This is a genomic window from Pseudoalteromonas sp. APC 3250 (assembly GCF_030407915.1).
GTDB classification, from domain to species: Bacteria; Pseudomonadota; Gammaproteobacteria; order Enterobacterales; family Alteromonadaceae; genus Pseudoalteromonas; species Pseudoalteromonas tetraodonis.
Map to the genome: position 1 here is coordinate 231,775 of NZ_JASDCM010000003.1, position 18,840 is coordinate 250,614.

Annotated in this window: 17 protein-coding genes; 7 read left to right on the plus strand and 10 right to left on the minus strand. The window is 39.2% G+C overall.

Annotated elements, in window-relative coordinates:
* Positions 1-92 precede the first annotated feature (92 nt).
* Positions 93-479 (minus strand): MmcQ/YjbR family DNA-binding protein, encoded by a 387-nt coding sequence (locus QL986_RS04965; protein ID WP_013464512.1) that lies wholly within the window; start codon positions 477-479, stop codon positions 93-95.
* Positions 480-672: 193 nt separating this feature from the next.
* Here QL986_RS04965 and yeiP point away from each other — a divergent pair, with 193 nt between their 5' ends.
* Both yeiP and QL986_RS04975 read left to right on the plus strand, forming a co-directional pair.
* Complete coding sequence (gene yeiP, locus QL986_RS04970) at positions 673-1,245, plus strand: elongation factor P-like protein YeiP (protein WP_128583224.1); 573 nt, start codon at positions 673-675, stop codon at positions 1,243-1,245.
* Positions 1,246-1,419: 174 nt separating this feature from the next.
* Entirely contained in the window at positions 1,420-1,614 is a 195-nt protein-coding gene (locus QL986_RS04975) for a hypothetical protein (protein WP_024602809.1), read from the plus strand.
* Here the strand turns inward: QL986_RS04975 and QL986_RS04980 are convergent.
* Together QL986_RS04980 and QL986_RS04985 are read right to left on the minus strand one after the other, a co-directional pair.
* Entirely contained in the window at positions 1,611-3,851 is a 2,241-nt protein-coding gene (locus QL986_RS04980) for an EAL domain-containing protein (RefSeq protein WP_033103870.1), read from the minus strand. The two genes, QL986_RS04975 and QL986_RS04980, sit on opposite strands and share 4 nt — an antisense overlap.
* Before the next feature lie 63 nt (positions 3,852-3,914).
* Positions 3,915-6,638 carry an insulinase family protein gene (locus tag QL986_RS04985; RefSeq protein ID WP_024602807.1) on the minus strand — a complete coding sequence of 908 codons (2,724 nt, stop codon included), beginning with the start codon at positions 6,636-6,638 and terminating at the stop codon, positions 3,915-3,917.
* A 184-nt stretch (positions 6,639-6,822) separates the two neighbouring features.
* Between QL986_RS04985 and sixA the strand changes: the two genes are divergently transcribed.
* On the plus strand, positions 6,823-7,299 hold the full coding sequence (gene sixA / locus QL986_RS04990; RefSeq protein WP_024602806.1) for a phosphohistidine phosphatase SixA: 477 nt from the start codon (positions 6,823-6,825) through the stop codon (positions 7,297-7,299).
* A gap of 66 nt (positions 7,300-7,365) precedes the next feature.
* On the opposite strand, the gene QL986_RS04995 is transcribed toward sixA, so the two are convergent.
* Together QL986_RS04995 and smrB are read right to left on the minus strand one after the other, a co-directional pair.
* Positions 7,366-8,289 (minus strand): AEC family transporter, encoded by a 924-nt coding sequence (locus tag QL986_RS04995; RefSeq protein WP_024602805.1) that lies wholly within the window; start codon positions 8,287-8,289, stop codon positions 7,366-7,368.
* A 32-nt stretch (positions 8,290-8,321) separates the two neighbouring features.
* Positions 8,322-8,879, minus strand: coding sequence for an endonuclease SmrB (smrB, locus tag QL986_RS05000; RefSeq protein ID WP_016899440.1), 558 nt, complete (start codon positions 8,877-8,879; stop codon positions 8,322-8,324).
* Between the two features lie 296 nt (positions 8,880-9,175).
* On the opposite strand from smrB, the gene prmB reads away from it, so the two are divergent.
* Both prmB and aroC read left to right on the plus strand, forming a co-directional pair.
* The gene (prmB, locus tag QL986_RS05005; protein ID WP_024602804.1) at positions 9,176-10,111 is read left to right on the plus strand and encodes a 50S ribosomal protein L3 N(5)-glutamine methyltransferase; all 936 of its coding nucleotides are present in this window, start codon (positions 9,176-9,178) and stop codon (positions 10,109-10,111) included.
* A gap of 91 nt (positions 10,112-10,202) precedes the next feature.
* Positions 10,203-11,300: a chorismate synthase gene (gene aroC, locus QL986_RS05010; protein WP_013464521.1), complete on the plus strand. Its 1,098-nt coding sequence runs from the start codon at positions 10,203-10,205 to the stop codon at positions 11,298-11,300.
* A 62-nt stretch (positions 11,301-11,362) separates the two neighbouring features.
* Here aroC and QL986_RS05015 read toward each other — a convergent pair whose 3' ends face one another.
* The 4 genes from QL986_RS05015 to QL986_RS05030 form a co-directional block, all read right to left on the minus strand.
* Positions 11,363-12,508, minus strand: coding sequence for a lipase family protein (locus QL986_RS05015; RefSeq protein ID WP_024602803.1), 1,146 nt, complete (start codon positions 12,506-12,508; stop codon positions 11,363-11,365).
* Positions 12,498-13,145 (minus strand): DUF6795 domain-containing protein, encoded by a 648-nt coding sequence (locus QL986_RS05020; protein WP_024602802.1) that lies wholly within the window; start codon positions 13,143-13,145, stop codon positions 12,498-12,500. The genes QL986_RS05015 and QL986_RS05020 overlap by 11 nt, the downstream gene beginning before the upstream one ends.
* 72 nt (positions 13,146-13,217) lie before the next feature.
* On the minus strand, positions 13,218-13,436 hold the full coding sequence (locus tag QL986_RS05025) for a hypothetical protein (protein WP_024602801.1): 219 nt from the start codon (positions 13,434-13,436) through the stop codon (positions 13,218-13,220).
* Position 13,437: 1 nt separating this feature from the next.
* A complete protein-coding gene (locus QL986_RS05030; protein ID WP_024602800.1) occupies positions 13,438-14,067 on the minus strand; it encodes a DUF6795 domain-containing protein in 630 nt (209 codons plus the stop codon).
* A 200-nt stretch (positions 14,068-14,267) separates the two neighbouring features.
* Between QL986_RS05030 and QL986_RS05035 the strand changes: the two genes are divergently transcribed.
* Positions 14,268-14,654, plus strand: a complete 387-nt coding sequence (locus QL986_RS05035; RefSeq protein ID WP_290191280.1) for a DUF4112 domain-containing protein — start codon at positions 14,268-14,270, stop codon at positions 14,652-14,654.
* A gap of 45 nt (positions 14,655-14,699) precedes the next feature.
* Here QL986_RS05035 and QL986_RS05040 read toward each other — a convergent pair whose 3' ends face one another.
* Entirely contained in the window at positions 14,700-15,398 is a 699-nt protein-coding gene (locus QL986_RS05040) for a 2'-5' RNA ligase family protein (RefSeq protein ID WP_024602798.1), read from the minus strand.
* 220 nt (positions 15,399-15,618) lie between these two features.
* On the opposite strand from QL986_RS05040, the gene QL986_RS05045 reads away from it, so the two are divergent.
* A complete protein-coding gene (locus tag QL986_RS05045; RefSeq protein WP_024602797.1) occupies positions 15,619-18,804 on the plus strand; it encodes an HD domain-containing phosphohydrolase in 3,186 nt (1,061 codons plus the stop codon).
* Positions 18,805-18,840: the final 36 nt, after the last annotated feature.

The window sequence follows — 18,840 nt, forward strand, 5'->3', positions numbered from 1 at the left end:
AAAAGCCGCAAATTATGCGGCTTTTTTGTGTTCGATAATCAACAATAATACTTAATCAATCGAATTGGTAAAAGTTGCGTCTGGACGCTTATTTACAGTAACGCTTCAATGGCCTTTTTATCTTTGTCAGGCATGTTGTCGACCACCAAATTAAACGAGTTATCAATCATACGCTCAATTTCACCCTGTGGTACTGAGCCATCTAAAATCACGGTATTCCAAAGGCGTTTATTCATATGATAACCAGGAATAACGGCAGGGAAAATATCTCGTAATGATTGCGCCTCATCAGGATCGCACTTTAAGTTTAGCCACCAAATAGGCTCGCCATTTTCGTCGGTTTCACCCTCATTGCTAAGTGCAAGAGTGGCAAACATTTTATGATTTACTTTATACACATCAACATCTTTAGCAAAAGGCTGGGTTAGTTTAACTAACGGCTTGTTCATTAAATAGGTATGTACAGTTTGTTGGTTCATGAGCCATTCCTTGAGGTCATAATCGATAACTTAACCATAGCAGCTTTTTGCCACTAGATAACACGAGTTTAAGTCTAAATTACAGATTTATGAGTCAGTACGAAGTAAGAAGCTAATCATATCACTTTATTGTTGAACAAAATCAGTTTCGTGGTATGTTTCTCGCAATCAAAAAAACAATAGGAATTCACCCATGCCAAAGGCAAGTGATGTTAAAAAAGGGACGGCTATTGACTTTAATGGCCGTGTATTAGTAGTAAAAGATATCGTACGTTCTGTACCACAAGGTCGTGCCGGTGGTAGTTTATACCGTATGCGTTTATACGATGTAGTAACGGGTAGTAAAGTTGACGAAACATTCAAAGACAGCGATATGCTTAACCTTGCAGATTTAACCCGTCGTGAAGCGATGCTGTCGTACATTGATGGCGATGAGTATGTCTTTATGGATAACGAAGATTACACGCCTTACAACTTGGCTAAAGACGCGATAGCTGAAGAGATTCAGTTTGTTAACGAAGAGACCCAAGGCGTGCATGTTATTGTGATTGATGGTGCGCCAGTTGGACTTGATCTTCCTTCAAGTGTTGAGCTTGTAGTTGAGGAAACCGACCCTTCAATTAAAGGTGCTTCAGCCAGCGCGCGTTCAAAGCCTGCTCGTTTATCAACCGGCTTAATTATTCAAGTGCCAGAGCATATTTCTACGGGCGATCGCATCCGTATTAATACCGCAGAGCATAAGTTTATGGGCCGTGCTGACAAGTAAGCCGCTATAAATCTATGATGATTAGCCGAGTATTTAAGTTGCTCGGCTTTTTTGTGTCTGATTTGCCCCTCAAATTGATTAAGCATTATTGCTGATTAGCAGCATGCGTTGCTTCAAATTTAGCCAGTTTAACGCTATTATACGCGCCTTATTTTTGAGCTGGTTGAGGTGGTGGTGTTATTTATTTTGCTTAGCGGTGTATTTATAGCGCTTATGTATTTAGAAACCATTAAAAAGGGCATGCCTGTTAAACGCTGGTTATTTTTAGGTGGCGTGTTTGGTCCTGTTGCTTGGTGCTTGTTTAATATGCATTATCGACGTGCATTGATACGCAATATAGGTGTAAATGCGTGTCTATGGCGTGCTTAACTGGTCGCTCTAATTAAACTGAGTTTTGATTGGCTTTGTTGTTGTTTTAAAAACGCAGTAAATTCATCTTTTGAGAGTGGTTTAGAGTAGTAATAACCCTGCAGTGTTTCACAGTTTAGCTCTTCAAGTATGCTTATTTGCGACGCTTGCTCCACCCCTTCGGCAACTACATGCAAATCAAGGTTATGCGCAATAGTGACGATAGAGTCCACCATATTGCGGCCACGTTCAGTCTTCATATCATCGATAAAGGCTTTATCTACCTTAAGCGTATTGAGTGGAAACTGCTTTAAATACGCAAGTGATGAATAGCCGGTACCAAAGTCATCCATTGCTAAGTGAATACCACGGGCACTTAAAGAGCGCATAATCGCAATGGCTTCTTGTGGATCGTCCATTACGGTGCCTTCAGTTATCTCAAGCTCTAAAAAGTACGAGGGCAGTTCATTTTTTTGTAAAATCACATCTATGCGCGAGGTTAGATCGGGTAGGCTAAATTGTTTTGCTGATAAGTTAACAGCAACACGGGCATTAAATAAGCCTGCATCTAACCACTGTTTTACATCGCGACAAGCTTTGTTTAAAACTACTTCACCAATTTCAATAATTTGCCCTGTTTCTTCGGCAATTGGAATAAATACCCCTGGGCTAATAACCCCCTTTTTCGGGGTAATAAAACGTACCAACGCTTCCATTCCAGCAAGCTTACCAGTACGAATATTCATTTTAGGCTGGTAATACACCTCAAAATGATCTTCTTTTAAGCCAAAGCGCATTAGGTTTTCTATTTGCAGTCGTTTTACTGCTTGGCGGTTCATGGTGTCATTAAAGAACAGGTAGCTATTGCCTTTCTTTTTAGCATGATACATCGCAGTATCGGCGTTCTTTAATAGTATTTCGGGGGTGTTACCATCTTCGGGGAACAACACTATACCAACGCTTGAGGTGATAGCAAGTTCATGGCCTGCCATTTTAAATGGTGTAGCTATGGCCGCCAAAAACTGTTTAGCCATGCGAGTGATAGTGAGAATATCGTTGGTGTTTGACATAACTAGCGCAAATTCGTCGCCGCCAAGGCGATAAAATACGTCATTTTCACGGGTGAGCTTATTTAAACGCATAGCAAGCTTTGCCAGTAAACTATCACCTAATTGATGGCCTAATGAGTCGTTTATTTTTTTAAAGTTATCTAAATCAAATACGAGTAATGCATGATGAGAGTGCTGCTTTGCGAGTTTTTGTAAGTCAGAAAAAAACAAATTACGGTTAGGTAAGCTGGTGGTGCGATCTCGGTTTGATAAATTATTCAGTTCAGATTCGGTCTTTTTACGTTCGGTTAAATCTGAATACACCACCACATAATTGGTTATTTGATTTTGTGCGTTTTTAATTTCATCTATTGAAATTTCAAAAGGCAGCAGAGCATGATCGCTATTGCGAAGCTTTACTTCTTCTTGAATATGTTCGTGCTTTCTAACGGTATTTTTTATGGATTCTATATAGCTTTTGTCGTAACCGGCTAAATGAAACTCTTTCTTTAGGTATTGCTCGCGTACGCCGCCAAACAAAGTTAAAAAGCTGGGATTAATATCCACAAGCCTAAAGTCTTTATCATAAATGGCCAGCGCATCAGTGAGTGACTCAACACATTTTGCAAATAAGTTAAGTCGATCTTCCGTTGATTTTAACTGCGAGATATCTCTGACTGTGCCAGTCATTCGCAGTGGGCTTAGGTTAGCGTCTTTTTCAATGATTTTTCCGCGGTCGAGCACCCAGTGCCATTTACCAAAGCTGTCTTTAATACGATAAGTTGCTTCAAAAAAAGTACTTTCTTCGGCAAAGTGTTTTTTTAGTAGGTAATCAACATGGGTTAAATCGCGGGGGTGGATCAAGCTTTTATTCGGTGGAAATTCTACTAGGTTATTACTATTCATCACGTATTTGTCATTGATACGAATAACTTTACCGGTTTTGATATTCCAATCCCATAGAGTATCACCACTGCCTTCTACGGTACTTTTTAATCGTTTTTCAGAAAGCTGTAATTGAGAGTGTGAACGCTTGAGTGAGTGAACAATCGTTAACAAATAAACCACAACTAACGACATTATTGCGCACACGCTCACGACCAACGCATTTAAATTCAAGTTAAACGATGACTCGAATGCACTCGCTGAGTAGGCTGTGGCCAAAGAGGCCAACAATAGAATGTATTTTATTATTTTTATTTTTTTCATTTATTTTTTCATTGTCTTACTTCTTATTAACAAAAGACAATCTAAATCAAGCGCGAGCAAGAGTCAAAGAGAATGCGAATAAAGTGGTAGTTTCTCAGACAAATTCACAGATTTGGCACTTAAAAGCTCATATCTTGGGCGATCTGCATTAAAAATTTCAGCGGCGTAGGCTTTTAAATGTTCAAGCGTTAATGCGTTTAAAGAATCCAGCAGGCGTTGCTGCATATTAAACCGATGATCGCCATTACCTATAGCAAGCCATAAACGTTGTGAACGTAAACGCAAATTTTTGTCTTTTTCAGCAATATGGGTTGTTAATCCATGTTTTTGTTGCAGCCAGTCTTGTTCTGTTAGTTCATTAATTGTTGCTAAATACTGGCTAATAAATAAATTATGCCTGTGCAGTAACGTGGTGGGCTCAAATTTTGGTGATTGTATATAAAAGGCAATACCAGCACGGGTATTAAAAGGAGCGTATCCCGCCCCTACTAAATAACCGAGTTGTTGCGTGGTTCTGAGTTCATTAAAGTAATCTTGATTAATTAAATGATTTAGCGCCATCATTTTCACTTTTTCATTAACGTCATCGCTTTGTGCTTGGTAGTAAATCACCATGGCATTATCGCTGCAGGCAAGTTCAAGCTCGTAGCGGGTCACTTTAGTAATTTCATAAAGTGGGCGCTTTAAATCGTCGATAACGGCTGATTTTTTAAGGTGCTGGGCGACCTTCTTTTGAAACTCAAGCGCATCATTCTGCTGCCAATTACCATGTAAAAAAGACTCAACATGAAGGGCATTAAAAAACGCTTGTCTAAATTCATTAAACTGATGGAAACAGGTGTCTTTGAGTGCATTTGCTAACTCGTCAGGCTGAGGATTCCACGGCATTATTTTAGCGCCTAAAATACTAAATAGCTCACTAACGGGTTTGTTTTGATTGCTATTACGCCAGTGTCTAACTAATTGCTTTTTATATTCTGCAAAGCGTTTGGCACAAATTTTTACGTTAAATAGTGCATCAATCAGCTGATCGACTAATTCGAGTTGGCTTGAAGAAAGCCCCGCAGTGTGAAGCGTTAAGCCACCTTGATGAGAGGTTAAGTGATAACTTAAGCCCGCAAGTTCCGCTGGGTAAAACTGTTCGCCAACACTGTCCATGAATAAATCTGAAAATAACCGCGTCAGTGCCATATGTTTCACATCTTTTACTGCAAAGTCAGAGTCCATGGCTAAATAAAAATGCCCTTTGGCGACTCTAAAGGTGGCGTCTTGTTTAAACCAAAAGTCAAAGCCTGCTTCTTTTACCAGTAATGTTGGATATCGTTGCTGTGATTCAACCGGATATAAAATGACATCTTTAGCTAAATAAGGATTAGCCGTGGGCAATAGCATTTCACTTTGTGGCTGGCTAATCTGTGCAAGTGCTTCGAGCCAATGAAGCGACAATTTTTCAATTTTATAGGGGGTATTATACCAAGCAGCTGTGTGTTCAGGCTCTACATCAGGATGAATAAGCACTAAACGCATGTTGTGCGGAGTTAACCACTGCATCGCCATTTCATGCGTGCTGGCTTTAAAGCCCTCCATTAAATAGTCACCCTGTAAGTAATTAACTTCATCGTAATGTTGCATGTTAATACTTAAATTACTGACCCAATCAATTAGGCGAGACTTTTCTTGGTTATCAAATGCGATTTGTAATAGCTTTTGCTTATCTTGATATAGGCGAGGTAGTTTACTGGTGTTGTTATTAATTAAACAAATGTATTCAAACACCATTTCAATAATATCTTCGTAGTATTCAATGCCTTCATCGGTCAGCGCCATACTAATATTAAAGTCTTTAAAATTACTGCCATTAATTCCGCCACCTGCAGAGAGGGCATTGATCCAACCTTGCTCTTTAAGCACAGAATACAACGAGCCTTGCCCCTCATAACCTAGTAAGTGCGCAATAAAGCTGACCGTTTTATGACGATAAAAATCGTCAATGTTTGGCATGGCAAAGCTAATAATCAGCTTTTGTACATGTTTGTGTGGTTCAATATGAAGCAACTTACTCAAGTCTTGGCTGCGATAAAGCGGCGCTTCTATAGGTGGCTTTAATTGGTGTTTATCTCCCTTTATCTGGGAGAAATACTGGGTTGCCCATGCCTCAAGTGTATCTAATGACTCATTGGCACAAATCACTAACGTCATCCACTGAGCTTGGTAATGCCTATTAAAAAAGTCACGTAATTCATCACTAATACAGCGCTTTCTATCTGCTAATGTTTGCAAGTTTCCCACTGAGAACTTGGCAAAAGGATGTTCTGGGTTAACCGTTTCTTTATGCACTTGATAAATTCGACGGCCATCGTCTTTAATTTTTAATTTAAACTCAGCCTCAATAGCATTACGTTCTTTTTCTGTTTCAGCGGGGTTTAGTGTGGGCGCTATAAAAAACCGACTAAATTGTGCTAATGCTGTTTCAATATGATGGTTATTAATATCAAAGAAATAGCAGGTATGCTCTGTGCCAGTCCACGCGTTGGTATTGCCACCAGACTGCGAGACAAAATTATTAAAACTTCCTGATTCAGGATAAAGGTCAGTGCCTAGAAACAACATATGCTCTAAAAAGTGCGCTAGGCCTTGTCTATCAAGCGGATCATCAAAGTGACCAGCGTTAACAGCCATGGATGCGGCAGCTTTTGCTGAGTCTTGATCGTGCACTAAAAGTACTTTTAGACCATTGTCCAGTGTTAGTGTGCGGTAAGCTCTGTTATCATTGGTGCTGATTTTCAAATGATGCTCCTGAAACTAAACGTATAATTGTTAACAACAGATGATAACTTCAGGAATGCAATGCTATTTACCTGAACATCATGAAAGAACTATTTTAAGAAAATAAATAGGTTTGAGTTATTAATATAGCGGAAATTCGAGCAAACTGGCTACTGTTTTATATTCTTTAATTGGTTGATTTTTTATGAAAACAATCTTGATAATGCGTCATGGTGAAGCAATACCGATGCACTCTGATGATGTCAGTAGAAATTTGACTCCTTTGGGCCATCAGCAGGTAGAAAAAATGGGGCTGTGGTTACAAAAAAAGCATGCTCCAACGGGGTTATTAGTGAGTCCTTATGTAAGAGCGCAGCAAACAGCTGAGGGTGTTAAAAAAAATAATACCTTTTTATTTGAAGAGACCTGCCAAGATATTATTCCTGAAGGTAACCCGCAGGTTGCTGCAGATTATTTAGAAACGTTAATCGCGCTTCATCCGGAATGCGATACTTGGCTTGTGGTTGCCCATATGCCTATGGTGAGCTATTTGGTTGATCAGTTGTGTGCTGGGCACATGCCTATTTTTAATACCGGCGCTGTTGCACAAATTAGTTATGATGAAACTCGCCATAAAAGTGATTATATCACCATCAATGCACCAGCGAATGTAGATGCATAGCGTGTAAACTAGCATTTAGCTAAGCCACTTTCTGTTAGATAAATGCCAATACTTTTAGGTATTTGTCTACAGTAGAATTGTTAACCACATACTAAAACTCACCACACTCAAAACTGTCGATAAAACAACCGCACTGGCTAACGTATCTTGATGTTGTTTTATTTGGCATGCAATTAAGTACGCATTAACTCCCAAGGGCGATGCGCTCAATAATACGAGTACTTTTAAGAGTGACTCATTAATAGCAAATACGTGTGTGCCTAACACTAATACTAAGGCGGGCAATATAACTAGCTTTAACAGGCTGGCAATAGCTGCCGCTTGCCAGTTATCGCTAATTTTATAAAAAGCTAAGTTTGCGCCTAAAACAAATAACGCACAGGCAATGGCAGGTTTAGCTAAAAGCGCTATGCCATTAGTTAAATCAGCAAATAAAGTAATCCCTGCTAAATTTACCAACAAACCCGTGCTAATACTCAATACGACAGGGTTGAGTAGCATATTTTTGGCAAATGTTGACCAAGAAAACGCATGACTGGCACTGTTTGCACTAATTAAAAAGGTAAGGGTGAACAATAGCGCGCTATGAAAGGTGATGATCATAAAAATAATGCCCATCATTTGCTCACCCATGGCGGCTATGATAATGGGCAAGCCCACCAATACGGTATTTGAATAACTACTGCCAAGGGCAAATACACTGTGACGTTCATATTGAGGATGTTTAGAGAGAGTGTAGCGGTCAATAATGAGCGCAAAAAAATAAATTAAAATAACGGGAATATAAAAGCTTAAAAAGCCATTCAAGCTCACGCTGGTTTTTAAGTCTGCCTGGGCCATATTTAAAAATAAAAAACTGGGTACACTAATGTAAAAAGTAAATTTACTGAGCCCTGTTATATGAATGCGTTCTAAAAACTGACTTCGGCTTGCTATGTAGCCGCATAACACAATAAAAATAAGCGGAAATATAATCGAAAATATATGCACTAAAAAAGACTCTTATTGATTGGCTCTAGTGCTCAGCGTCTAAACTCATCACTTTGCGGTAAGTTAATTAATATGAGTACCGCCCCTTTACCGCCATACTCAAGCGGAGCTTGGTGCATAGCAATTACATCGGGGTGTTGCACTAAATATTGCGGTACTTTATGCCTGAGGATATGGCCGCCAATTCCGTGTACAACACAGGCACAATAGTAATGCTTTTTTTTACACTCATGAATAAGCCCTGCGAGTTCATCTTTGGCTATCTCTTTATTTAAGCCATGCAGGTCGAGGGTTAAATCAGGAATAAAATCCCCTCGACGAAGTTGTTTGGCTAAAAAACGATCCTGACCCTGTTGTACATAATTAACGGTACCATGCGTGTCTATATCGGGTACATATTCATCAGAAAAGAAAAATTCTGACTGTTGTTGCTTTTTTTGCTGGGCAAATTGCTTCGCTTGTGACACTTTAGGTTTATTGCTAAAACGGTGAGTGTCTTGTTTAAATACACGCGCACCACTGATACTTTGACGAAACAAGTCAATGTCGTCAGGACTAATTAGGCTGTTTGAGTGGGGATCTTTTTTCATAGCGGCAGTCTAAACAAAAAAGCGGTAAAAATCGAGTAAAAAGGTGTGATACCCAAGCAGCTTTGAGGTGCATAGTACAGCGCCATTAGGGTTAGTTAAAAAGCGATTTATACTGCGTTATTGATTTGAACAATAGAGTGACTATTATTTGCAATCAAAGCCTTACCTAAATCGCTTTTAATACTAACTGCGCTCGCACCTAGAGGTGGCTTGGGTATACAATAGGGCAATCATGGGGCCAATGATGCGCCCCGATTGAGTTTATTTTTTTTGAAAGTAGCAGGCAGATAATACTGATGAGTGAATTACTAATAGAAGAAGCAACCCTAGATGAAGCTGTTGCAGAACTTTCAACCTTACACGATTGGCTTCGTTGGACAACTAGTCAATTTGCAAGTAGCGGTATTTTCTTTGGTCATGGCACCGATAACGCATGGGATGAAGCGGTAAGTTTGTTATTACCAGCGCTTAGTTTGCCTATCGATGCACCCAAAGAGCTGATGCATGCGCGTTTAACCAGTACTGAAAAAAATCGTTTAGCGGGCTTGATTGCCGAGCGCATTAACGATTTTACCCCAGTACCTTACCTTACCAACATTGCATGGTTTGCTAACATGCCATTTTATGTGGATGAACGCGTATTAATTCCTCGCTCGCCTTTTGCTGAGCTTATTAATAATCGCTTCACCCCTTGGTTAGAAAAACCAGAGTCAGTAGGGCGTATTTTAGATTTATGTACAGGCTCAGGTTGTATTGCTATTGCCTTGGCACAAGCGTTCGAAAATGCGCAAGTTGATGCGGTTGATATATCCTATGAAGCGCTTGAAGTGGCTGATATTAATATCACTGACTATCAACTAAGTGATCGCGTACTACCGATTCAGTCTGACGTATTCAGTGGTGTACCTGGGCAAAAATACGACTTAATCGTAGCAAACCCGCCGTACGTTGATGCTGAAGATATGGCTGATTTACCACGTGAATTCCACCATGAACCAGAACTAGGATTAGCATCGGGACACGATGGCCTTGATGTAACACGTACTATTTTAGATCAAGCTAGTGAGCATCTAACAGATAACGGTTTGTTATTTGTCGAAGTAGGTAACTCTATGGTACATATGGATGCACTGTATCCAGGCGCACCATTTGAATGGATTGAGTTTGAACAAGGCGGATTAGGGGTGTTTGTTATTAGCAAACAACAACTAGATACCTACTTTGTACAGTAACAATTAATACTAGCCATTCATCCGAAATGGCTGGGCAAAACAATAGCCGAGTTAATCCTCGGCTATAAGTCATTAGGAATGAGGAAAGTTAATGGCAGGTAATAGCATAGGGCAGTTATTTAAAGTGTCCACCTTTGGCGAAAGCCACGGCGTTGCATTAGGCGGCGTAGTGGATGGCACGCCCGCAGGCCTTGAAATCACTGAGGCCGACATACAACACGATTTAGACAGACGCAAACCTGGGCAAAGTCGCTATACCACGCAGCGCCGTGAGAGCGACCAAATCAAAATTTTAGCGGGCGTTTTTGAAGGTAAAACCACTGGTACTAGCATTGGTTTATTAATTGAAAATACCGATCAACGTTCACAAGATTATGGCAAAATTAAAGACGTATTTCGCCCAGGCCACGGTGACTATACCTACTGGCACAAATACGGCCTTCGCGATTACCGTGGTGGTGGCCGTTCATCTGCGCGCGAAACCGCTATTCGGGTTGCCGCAGGCGCTATTGCTAAAAAGTATTTAAAGCAATTTCATGGTATTGAAGTACGTGCGTGTTTGAGCCAATTAGGGCCAATTAAAGCCGAAAATTACGATTGGGATGAGGTGGAAAATAACTTATTCTTTTTCCCAGACGTTAGCAAGCTTGAAGCACTCGATGAATATATGCGCGAGCTTAAAAAGCAAGGTGATTCAGTGGGTGCCAAAGTAAAAGTAGTGGCTAAAAATGTGCCAGTTGGTTTAGGTGAGCCGGTATTTGATAGGCTAGATGCCGAACTTGCCCATTCATTAATGAGTATCAACGCTGTAAAAGGCGTTGAAATTGGCGATGGCTTTGATGTGGTTGAGCAAAAAGGCTCAGAGCACCGTGATGAGTTAACCCCTGATGGTTTTACCTCAAATCATGCCGGCGGCGTATTGGCAGGTATTTCTACAGGGCAAGATATAATCGCATCCATTGCGCTTAAGCCAACATCAAGCATTACCATTCCCGGTAATAGTATTAATACCGAAAATGAAGCGGTTGAGATGATCACCAAAGGTCGTCACGATCCTTGTGTAGGCATTCGTGCTATTCCGATTGCTGAGGCAATGATGGCCATTACTTTAATGGATCATTTACTACGTCAACGCGGTCAAAACCCACATGTTAACCACGAACATGGGCCAATTAAAGGCGCTATTTAAGCGCCTTTAATTAAAATAAATGCGGCTGATATTTGATGCCGCACTTACATAACTGACTATACTTAAATACGGTCAATGGCTTGTTTCGCAACCATATAGAGCTTTTTAATCATTAAACCTAACACCCAACGGATAAATTGAGTTGTGAGCTCTACTACCTCGTATGACGCTTTACCTACAAAAGCAAGCATATGGCCAATTAAACCCTTTAACTCTTCTGTGAGCTCTACAAACTTAACCACAGATTCATGTAAGCATCGCGCTAAAATATCATAAAAAGTTAACCCAACGCTAAGACCTGCTTGTGCAGAAATAAAGGCGTATTGGCCAGTTTTCTTTAAAAAAGTAATTAAGCCATCAGTAATAATTCGCTGCCATCTAAGTGAGAATGTCACGTTATAGCGCAGAGCATAGTTTAAAACTGTATGATTATAGTGAAGTGTTTTTAGTGAACTTTCCATACTTCCATAGTCTTTGTATGCTGTCACTGTATTAACATAACCTGGTGTATCTTCTTCCATTGAGTGTGCACCAATATTAAAAAAAGACCCTTCATTCATCGCCGTTTGGTATTCGCTTGAGGTATGACTAAACGGCCAAGCTGGTACGCAAGGTACAGGATCTGCACCGTGAGTTACACGGTACTGACCAATATTATGTGCAGCTGAATGCACCGAATGATTTAGCACAACCCTCGGCGCACCAAAGGTATATAAATTAGTGGGAATACCTTGCTCACTTGCCCATATTGCTGATAGTTGGGCAATCGCACCACCTAAGCTATGACCAACAAGGTGCAAACATTTAGGTTTATGTTGCTTGACATAACTTGCAAACATCGGCTTCATGCTGGTAAAGGCTTTCTCAAAACCAGAGTGCACCTCTAAGTTTTTAGGGCCATGGGTAATGGCTACGTTTAGGTTTGTTAGCCAATCGGCGCAGGAGGTAAATACGGTGCCACGTATACCAATAATATGGTGGCCTTTAAATTGTTGTGATGCACCTTCTGCAGTCAAAGCGAAACCTGTAGTTCGGTTTAGGAGTTGATTGATTAAGCCACCACTAACACCTTTGATTTGGTTGTTGGTGACTTTAAAGTTTAATGTGAAGTCGTCATGAAATGCACTTTTGAACTTCGCTGATTTTCTTATGTCATATACACGAGCTGCGATACTCGCAGCTGTGTTCGGTGAAATTTTAGGGTTCATATTGGACTTCCTTTCCTGTAAAGCGTTCTGTTAATTTATTAAAGTCACCATCATGTATGCGGTACTTTTCCTCGCCATCTTCCATGATCCAAGTTGGGATATAGTCTTCTGACCACCTACAAATACTAGAAGCCATATAATTCAAATGTTCGTTATTATTTTTTTTAAATTCAAATCGGACCCATTTATTAGTTAATTCACACTCTAGGAATGCTAATTTTTTACTATACTCGGGAATTTCTTTAATTCCTGATTGGTTTGCAACCCATAATGGAATTAAAGTGCTTTCGCTTTCAATAAATATTTCTTGGGAAATACGGTTTTCAACGATAAGTTTATTCGGAATTGAGGAAAAAATTGTTTTTTTTGGAAAATGAAAGCGGCCATCTTCATCGGTAATTGCAGTGTCACGACGGTCAATCTCATCTAAATACATTAATGATCGTATTATCTCTAAGTTGGCAATTGGTGCGCCATTTTTTGTAACAACACCATTGACTTCAGGGCTTAAAAATACTTCTTTTTTCTTTTTGAACCAGCTAAACATATCTCCTCCTTGACTAATGGCTGGGAAAATAATCACACAAACAAGAATTAATAAGATAATGAATCGAGGGCTATAGCTAGATTTATTCATAGGCAATCCTTGCGTATTTTTATGGAACTCTAATTGAGAATAAAACACATGTAAAGTGAAATGCCCACTTTTTTAACCTTTCAGAGAGCCTGTAATTTGAGCAGCCAGATTTAGAAGTTGATTGATTAAGCCACTACTAACACCTTTAATTTGGTTGTTGGTGATTTTAAAATCTCTGTCAAAACTTTGTCCTAATTCCTCTTTAAATGACGAAGAGGTTCTTATATCGTAAACTCTGGTCGCTATAGTGGCAGCTATATTTGGGGGTAATAATACTTGGACTTTTTCCATGTTAATCCTCCTTGATGTTACGTTCAGTTAAGTTATTAAAATCACCATTATTAATTCTATACTCTCTATCTCCGTCATATAACCAATATGGCATATAGTCTGTTTCCCAACGACAAATACTCGATGCTACATAATTTAAGTGTTCGTTATTATTTTTTTTAAATTCAAAAGCAACGCGTTTATTAGTTAATTCACACTCTAGGAATGCTAATTTTTCACTATACTCGGGGATTTCTTTAATTCCTGATTGGTTTGCAACCCATAATGGAATTAAAGTGCTTTCGCTTTCAATAAAAATTTCTTGCGAAACACGGTTTTCAACTATTAGCTTATTGGGTATTGAGGAAAGAATCGTTTTTTTAGGAAAGTGAAAACGTCCATTTTGATCTGTGCTTACAGTATCTCGGTGGACTTTTTCATCTATGTAGATTAATGAGCGAATTATTTCTAAGTTGGCAACTGGTGTGCCATTTTTTGTAACAATACCATTGACTTCAGGGCTTAAAAATACTTCTTTTTTCTTTTTGAACCAGCTAAACATATCTTCTCTTTGACTAATGGCTGGGAAAATAATCATACAAACAAAAATGAATAACGTAATGAATCGAGGGCTATAGCTAGATTTATTCATAGGCAATCCTTGCATATTATTGGACTTTAAAAGTGAGAGTACACGTATTTATAATGAATCAACAGTAAGCTTTTATATAACCTCGAACTTTGATACTTTTAGTGAGAATTAGCGCGTTTATTATGTACAGGCTATACATCTATATTGCCGCTCAATAATTTCCATGTGCTTAGCGCACCTAAAAATAAAGAGCAGTCATTATGCAAAAAAATAATCAATCTCACGTTACACAAGCTGAATATAAAGCCACCATAAAACGGCTTGAAGAGTTTAGCCGCTTTACCGACAGCAGCATTGGTATTCCGTTTACAAAATTTAGTTTCGGTGTCGAATCATTGATTGGGCTATTGCCAGTGGTAGGCGATTTAGCCGGGCTTATTTTATCTGGGTATGTACTAATTGAAGCGCAGCGATTAGGTGTTAGTAAGCGAGTAAAAAGCCGGATTATTTTAAACATGTTAGTTGATTTTGTAGGTGGGTTTATTCCATTTTTTGGAGATATTTTTGATGCCATGTTCAAAGCAAATACGCGCAATACCCGCATACTTAAAAAGCATTTAACCGATAAGCTAACCACAAATCCATAAACCATTTAAGTTATTAAATGTGTAATTAGCCCCGTTATTAACTATTTATTTGGTATCAAAGAAGTACTTAGCGATGACTTGTTTTTGTTGCCCAAACTGATCAGAAATTCCAATTCCAATCCCAATTATTTCACCTTGTGCTTGCGGTGGCTCAGCTTGCATGACTTTATTAAACGCAGCCAATGCAGGGTTTTGCTCATTTGCAAGTAGGGTTAAATGTGGCTGAAAGTTTTGAAACACATTTGGGCTACCATAACGCTCAAAGGCCACGAGTTTATTAGGGTAATGCTTTACCCAACTTGGTACTGGCGCTTGATGATCGCGAAGTGGCTCAAGTTTAAGTGTCACTTCATCGGCTAAGCGTTGTAACTGATAAGATTTTTCTAAGTCTATAAAGGCCCAATTACTGGCAGATATACTAAACCCATTGGCTTTAATTTCAAAAGGTTGATGTTTCTTTACAATACGCTCCACCACCTGCTTAATTTCATTTTGTGCCTCTTGCGGATAATCAGTCAAATATAATGTGGCATGCACGGGTAAGCCTTGCTGATAAAACGTGGTTATTTGCTGTTTGGCTAGTTCATTGCTGGTTGTAGCCATGAGCTCAACAATTGGCAAAGAGGGAATAGCAAACACGTTAATACTCACGCTTTTTGCATAACTATTGGCAGAGGCACTCAGTAGCGCTAAAAAAGTAAGAATGCTAATTGGCCATGCTTTAGTGGTGTGTTGTTTAACCATAAGAGTGTATTCATTTAGGTTTTTAGTTTGCATATGGTAAGCGCAATTAGATGTTCAGTAAATAAAGGCATAAAGTTTTTAAATTTCTGATTTTGTGACTAATATTATTTTAGCTCAAACAATTAATGATTAACTTACTTCATAGGCTTTGAATATTGCTAAATTGCAATTTTCAACGACGTATATTTACTGCTTTTAAAAGTGTCGCAAGGAACGTTCAATGATATTTAAAGCGCTTAAAAAGTTAACAAAAACAGTACGCTTTTCTATTCGTTTGACGGTTGTGGCAGTATTTGTGTTGGCAACGTCTATTACCGCTATTATAGCCACGAGCTTACAGTATTATTTCAGTGAAAAAATGGCGCTCGAGTCGAATGTGCAACACTTTAATATGACCACTCAATCGGTTGCTGATTACCTAACACGCATTAATGAAAAATCTGAAAATACTTTATATATGATGGTAAAAAACACCTCGTTAGTCGGTGAAAACCTTTCAGATAAAACAGAGCTACGAAATGTATTAAGTGAAATGATGGATTTGAACCCTTTGTTTTATGCTTTTTATATGGGCTATAACAATGGTGACTTTTTTGAGGTTATTAATCTTGAAAGTAGTGCGATGGTTCGTCAGCGCCTTGGTGCAACTGATAATGACCGCTGGGTCGTTATTCAAATAAAATCTGAAGAAGGGCAAAGAATACAGCAAACGCTTTATTTTGATGCGTCATTTAGCTTAAGAGAAAAAACCAAAAAACCGACGTATTTTGATCCCCGCGAGCAAGCATGGTTTAAGCAAGCAAACTCACAGCAAGTAAACAAAACCAAGCCTTATCTATTTACCCATTTACAAACCTCTGGGCAAACGTATTCGATTAAGATAGCAGGTAAAAACCATGTGCTTGGCTTAGGGATTATCGTTGATAACATGTCTAATTATTTAATCGAACAGCAACAGCGTTTGGAGATGCACAGCTCAACACAGTTACTTATTTATAACCGAGAAGGAGAAATTATTGCATCAAATCAGCCCTTTAGCTCAACGGTTGAGGCAAGGCTAAATCGGTTGGTACTGGATGAGCAACAGCAAAAAATAGTTGCCAAATATCCTACTATCACAGTTTCAAATGAAACCAATTGGGCACCTATGGATTTTAGTGTCAGTGGTAAGCCTAAAGGCTACAGTGTTGAATATATAAATGCGATTGCTGAACTGTTGGGTATTAAGGTTAATTATATTAATGGACTCAGTTGGCAAGAATTACTTAATTTATTTGAAAATAAGCAGATAGATGTGATTCATCCGGTACTTAATACAGCATCGAATAATGCATTGGGTATGCTCAGCACACCCATGGTAAGTTTGCCTTTGAGTATTGTTAATCAACAAAACAATCCACCAATTACCCATATGCAGCAACTTGCTGGTAAGTCAGTTGCGGTGGGAGAGGGCTGGTCAATTGTAAAAATATTACGAGCGCAATTTCCAGAAATTAACCTCGTGGAAGTTCCCAACACAAAGGCGTTGTTAATGCATGTTGCCAATGGTGATACTTATGCGGGAATAGACAGCAAAGCCGTATTGCAATATATACAGCAGCAATTTTTTATTGAGGGGATCCAGTACAATCCGCTTGATGAAGACAGTGCCGCGCTTTTTTCAAATGACTACCATTTATTGTTTCAAAACCAAGACGCACAATTAAAAGCTTTGTTTGATTACGCCGCCACGCAACTTCCTCTGCAATTTAAACAACAGCTTAGTGATAAATGGCTCAATACTAACTCAGGGAAAAAATCAAAAATTGTAGGCACTGTTCCTGATGAGCAATTAATCACTTTATTGGATGATGATAGTAACTTCTCTAAGCTACAGTTAGTGAACATTAATGGTAAAGAACAGTATGTTTTTATTAAGCCACTATCTGATTATTTAGCGCTAGCTAGTACGGGCTATTTAGCCATTATGGTTTCTAAAGAAGATGTATTGAGCTCCACAAGAGAAAAAATAAAGCTTTCAATAATAATTACGGTTGCCTGCTTAATTATGATGTTACCAGTGTCGTGGTTTTTTGCATCCCCCATTGTCGGTCCTATTAAAACGCTGGTGGGTGAAAACAATAAAATTAAAAATCGGCAGTTTAAACAAGTCTCGACTTTAAAAAGTCATATTAAAGAAATTAATACGTTAGCTTACTCTATGGTTGATATGAGTAAGTCGATACAGCAACATGAAGACAGTCAAAAAGCACTCATGGCGTCGTTTATCGAGTTAATAGCACAAGCCATTGATGATAAATCTCCCTATACAGCGGGGCATTGCGAGCGCGTACCTGAACTCGGTATTGAGCTTGCTAAGGCCGCTTCAGAGTCAGAGTTACCCGCTTTTAAAGGGTTTAAGTTTAAAAATGATGATGAGGTTGAAGAATTTAGTTTAGCCGCTTGGCTACATGATTGCGGTAAAATAACCACTCCAGAGCACATAGTTGATAAAGGCACTAAGCTGGAGACTATTTATAATCGTATTCATGAAATTAGAACGCGTTTTGAGGTACTTTGGCGAGATGCCGAACTTGATTACTATAAATCATTGCAACACAGTCCTCAAAATCAGCTCGACTTAACCAAGCAGTTGGCAGCTAAACAGCAACAGTTGCTGGACGACTTTGCTTTTATTGCACAATGTAATATTGGCGGCGAAAAAATCACAGAAGCTGCCCTTGAGCGTTTAACTGCGTTGAGTAATATTACTTGGCAGCGTCATTTTGACGATAAGTTGGGGCTTTCACCAGTAGAAATGTATCGCTATGAAGGGACGGGTGACACGCTTCCCATCACAGAAAAATTACTCAGTGATAAACCTTGGCACTTAATTCCTCATGATAAGCCGATTGAATATGATGAGCGTTTAGGGATTAAAATTGCCCCATGTAAATATAAATATAACCTAGGGGAGCTTTATAATTTAACAGTTTCAAGAGGCACTCTTACTAAAGAGGATAGGTTTAAAATTAATGAGCACATGATAAGTACGATACGTATGCTCGATACACTGCCGTTCCCTAAAGAGTTGGAGCGTGTCCCGCGTTATGCCTCTACCCATCACGAAACATTAATCGGCACAGGCTATCCGCGTAAACTCAATGCGGATGACTTATCGATACCAGAACGAGTATTGGTGCTAGCTGATATTTTTGAAGCCCTAACGGCGGCCGACAGGCCCTATAAAAAGGCAAAAACACTCAGCGAGTCGATGAGTATATTAGCCAAAATGGTGGCCGATCATCATGTTGATAAAGCCGTGTTTGAACTGTTTTTAAGTTCAGGTATTTATCTTGATTACGCTAAACGCTACCTCAGTGCTGAACAAATAGATGAGGTAGATATCTCTCAATACTTGTCATAACAACAATGAGCATGACTCAGCGTGTGTAAACTTAAA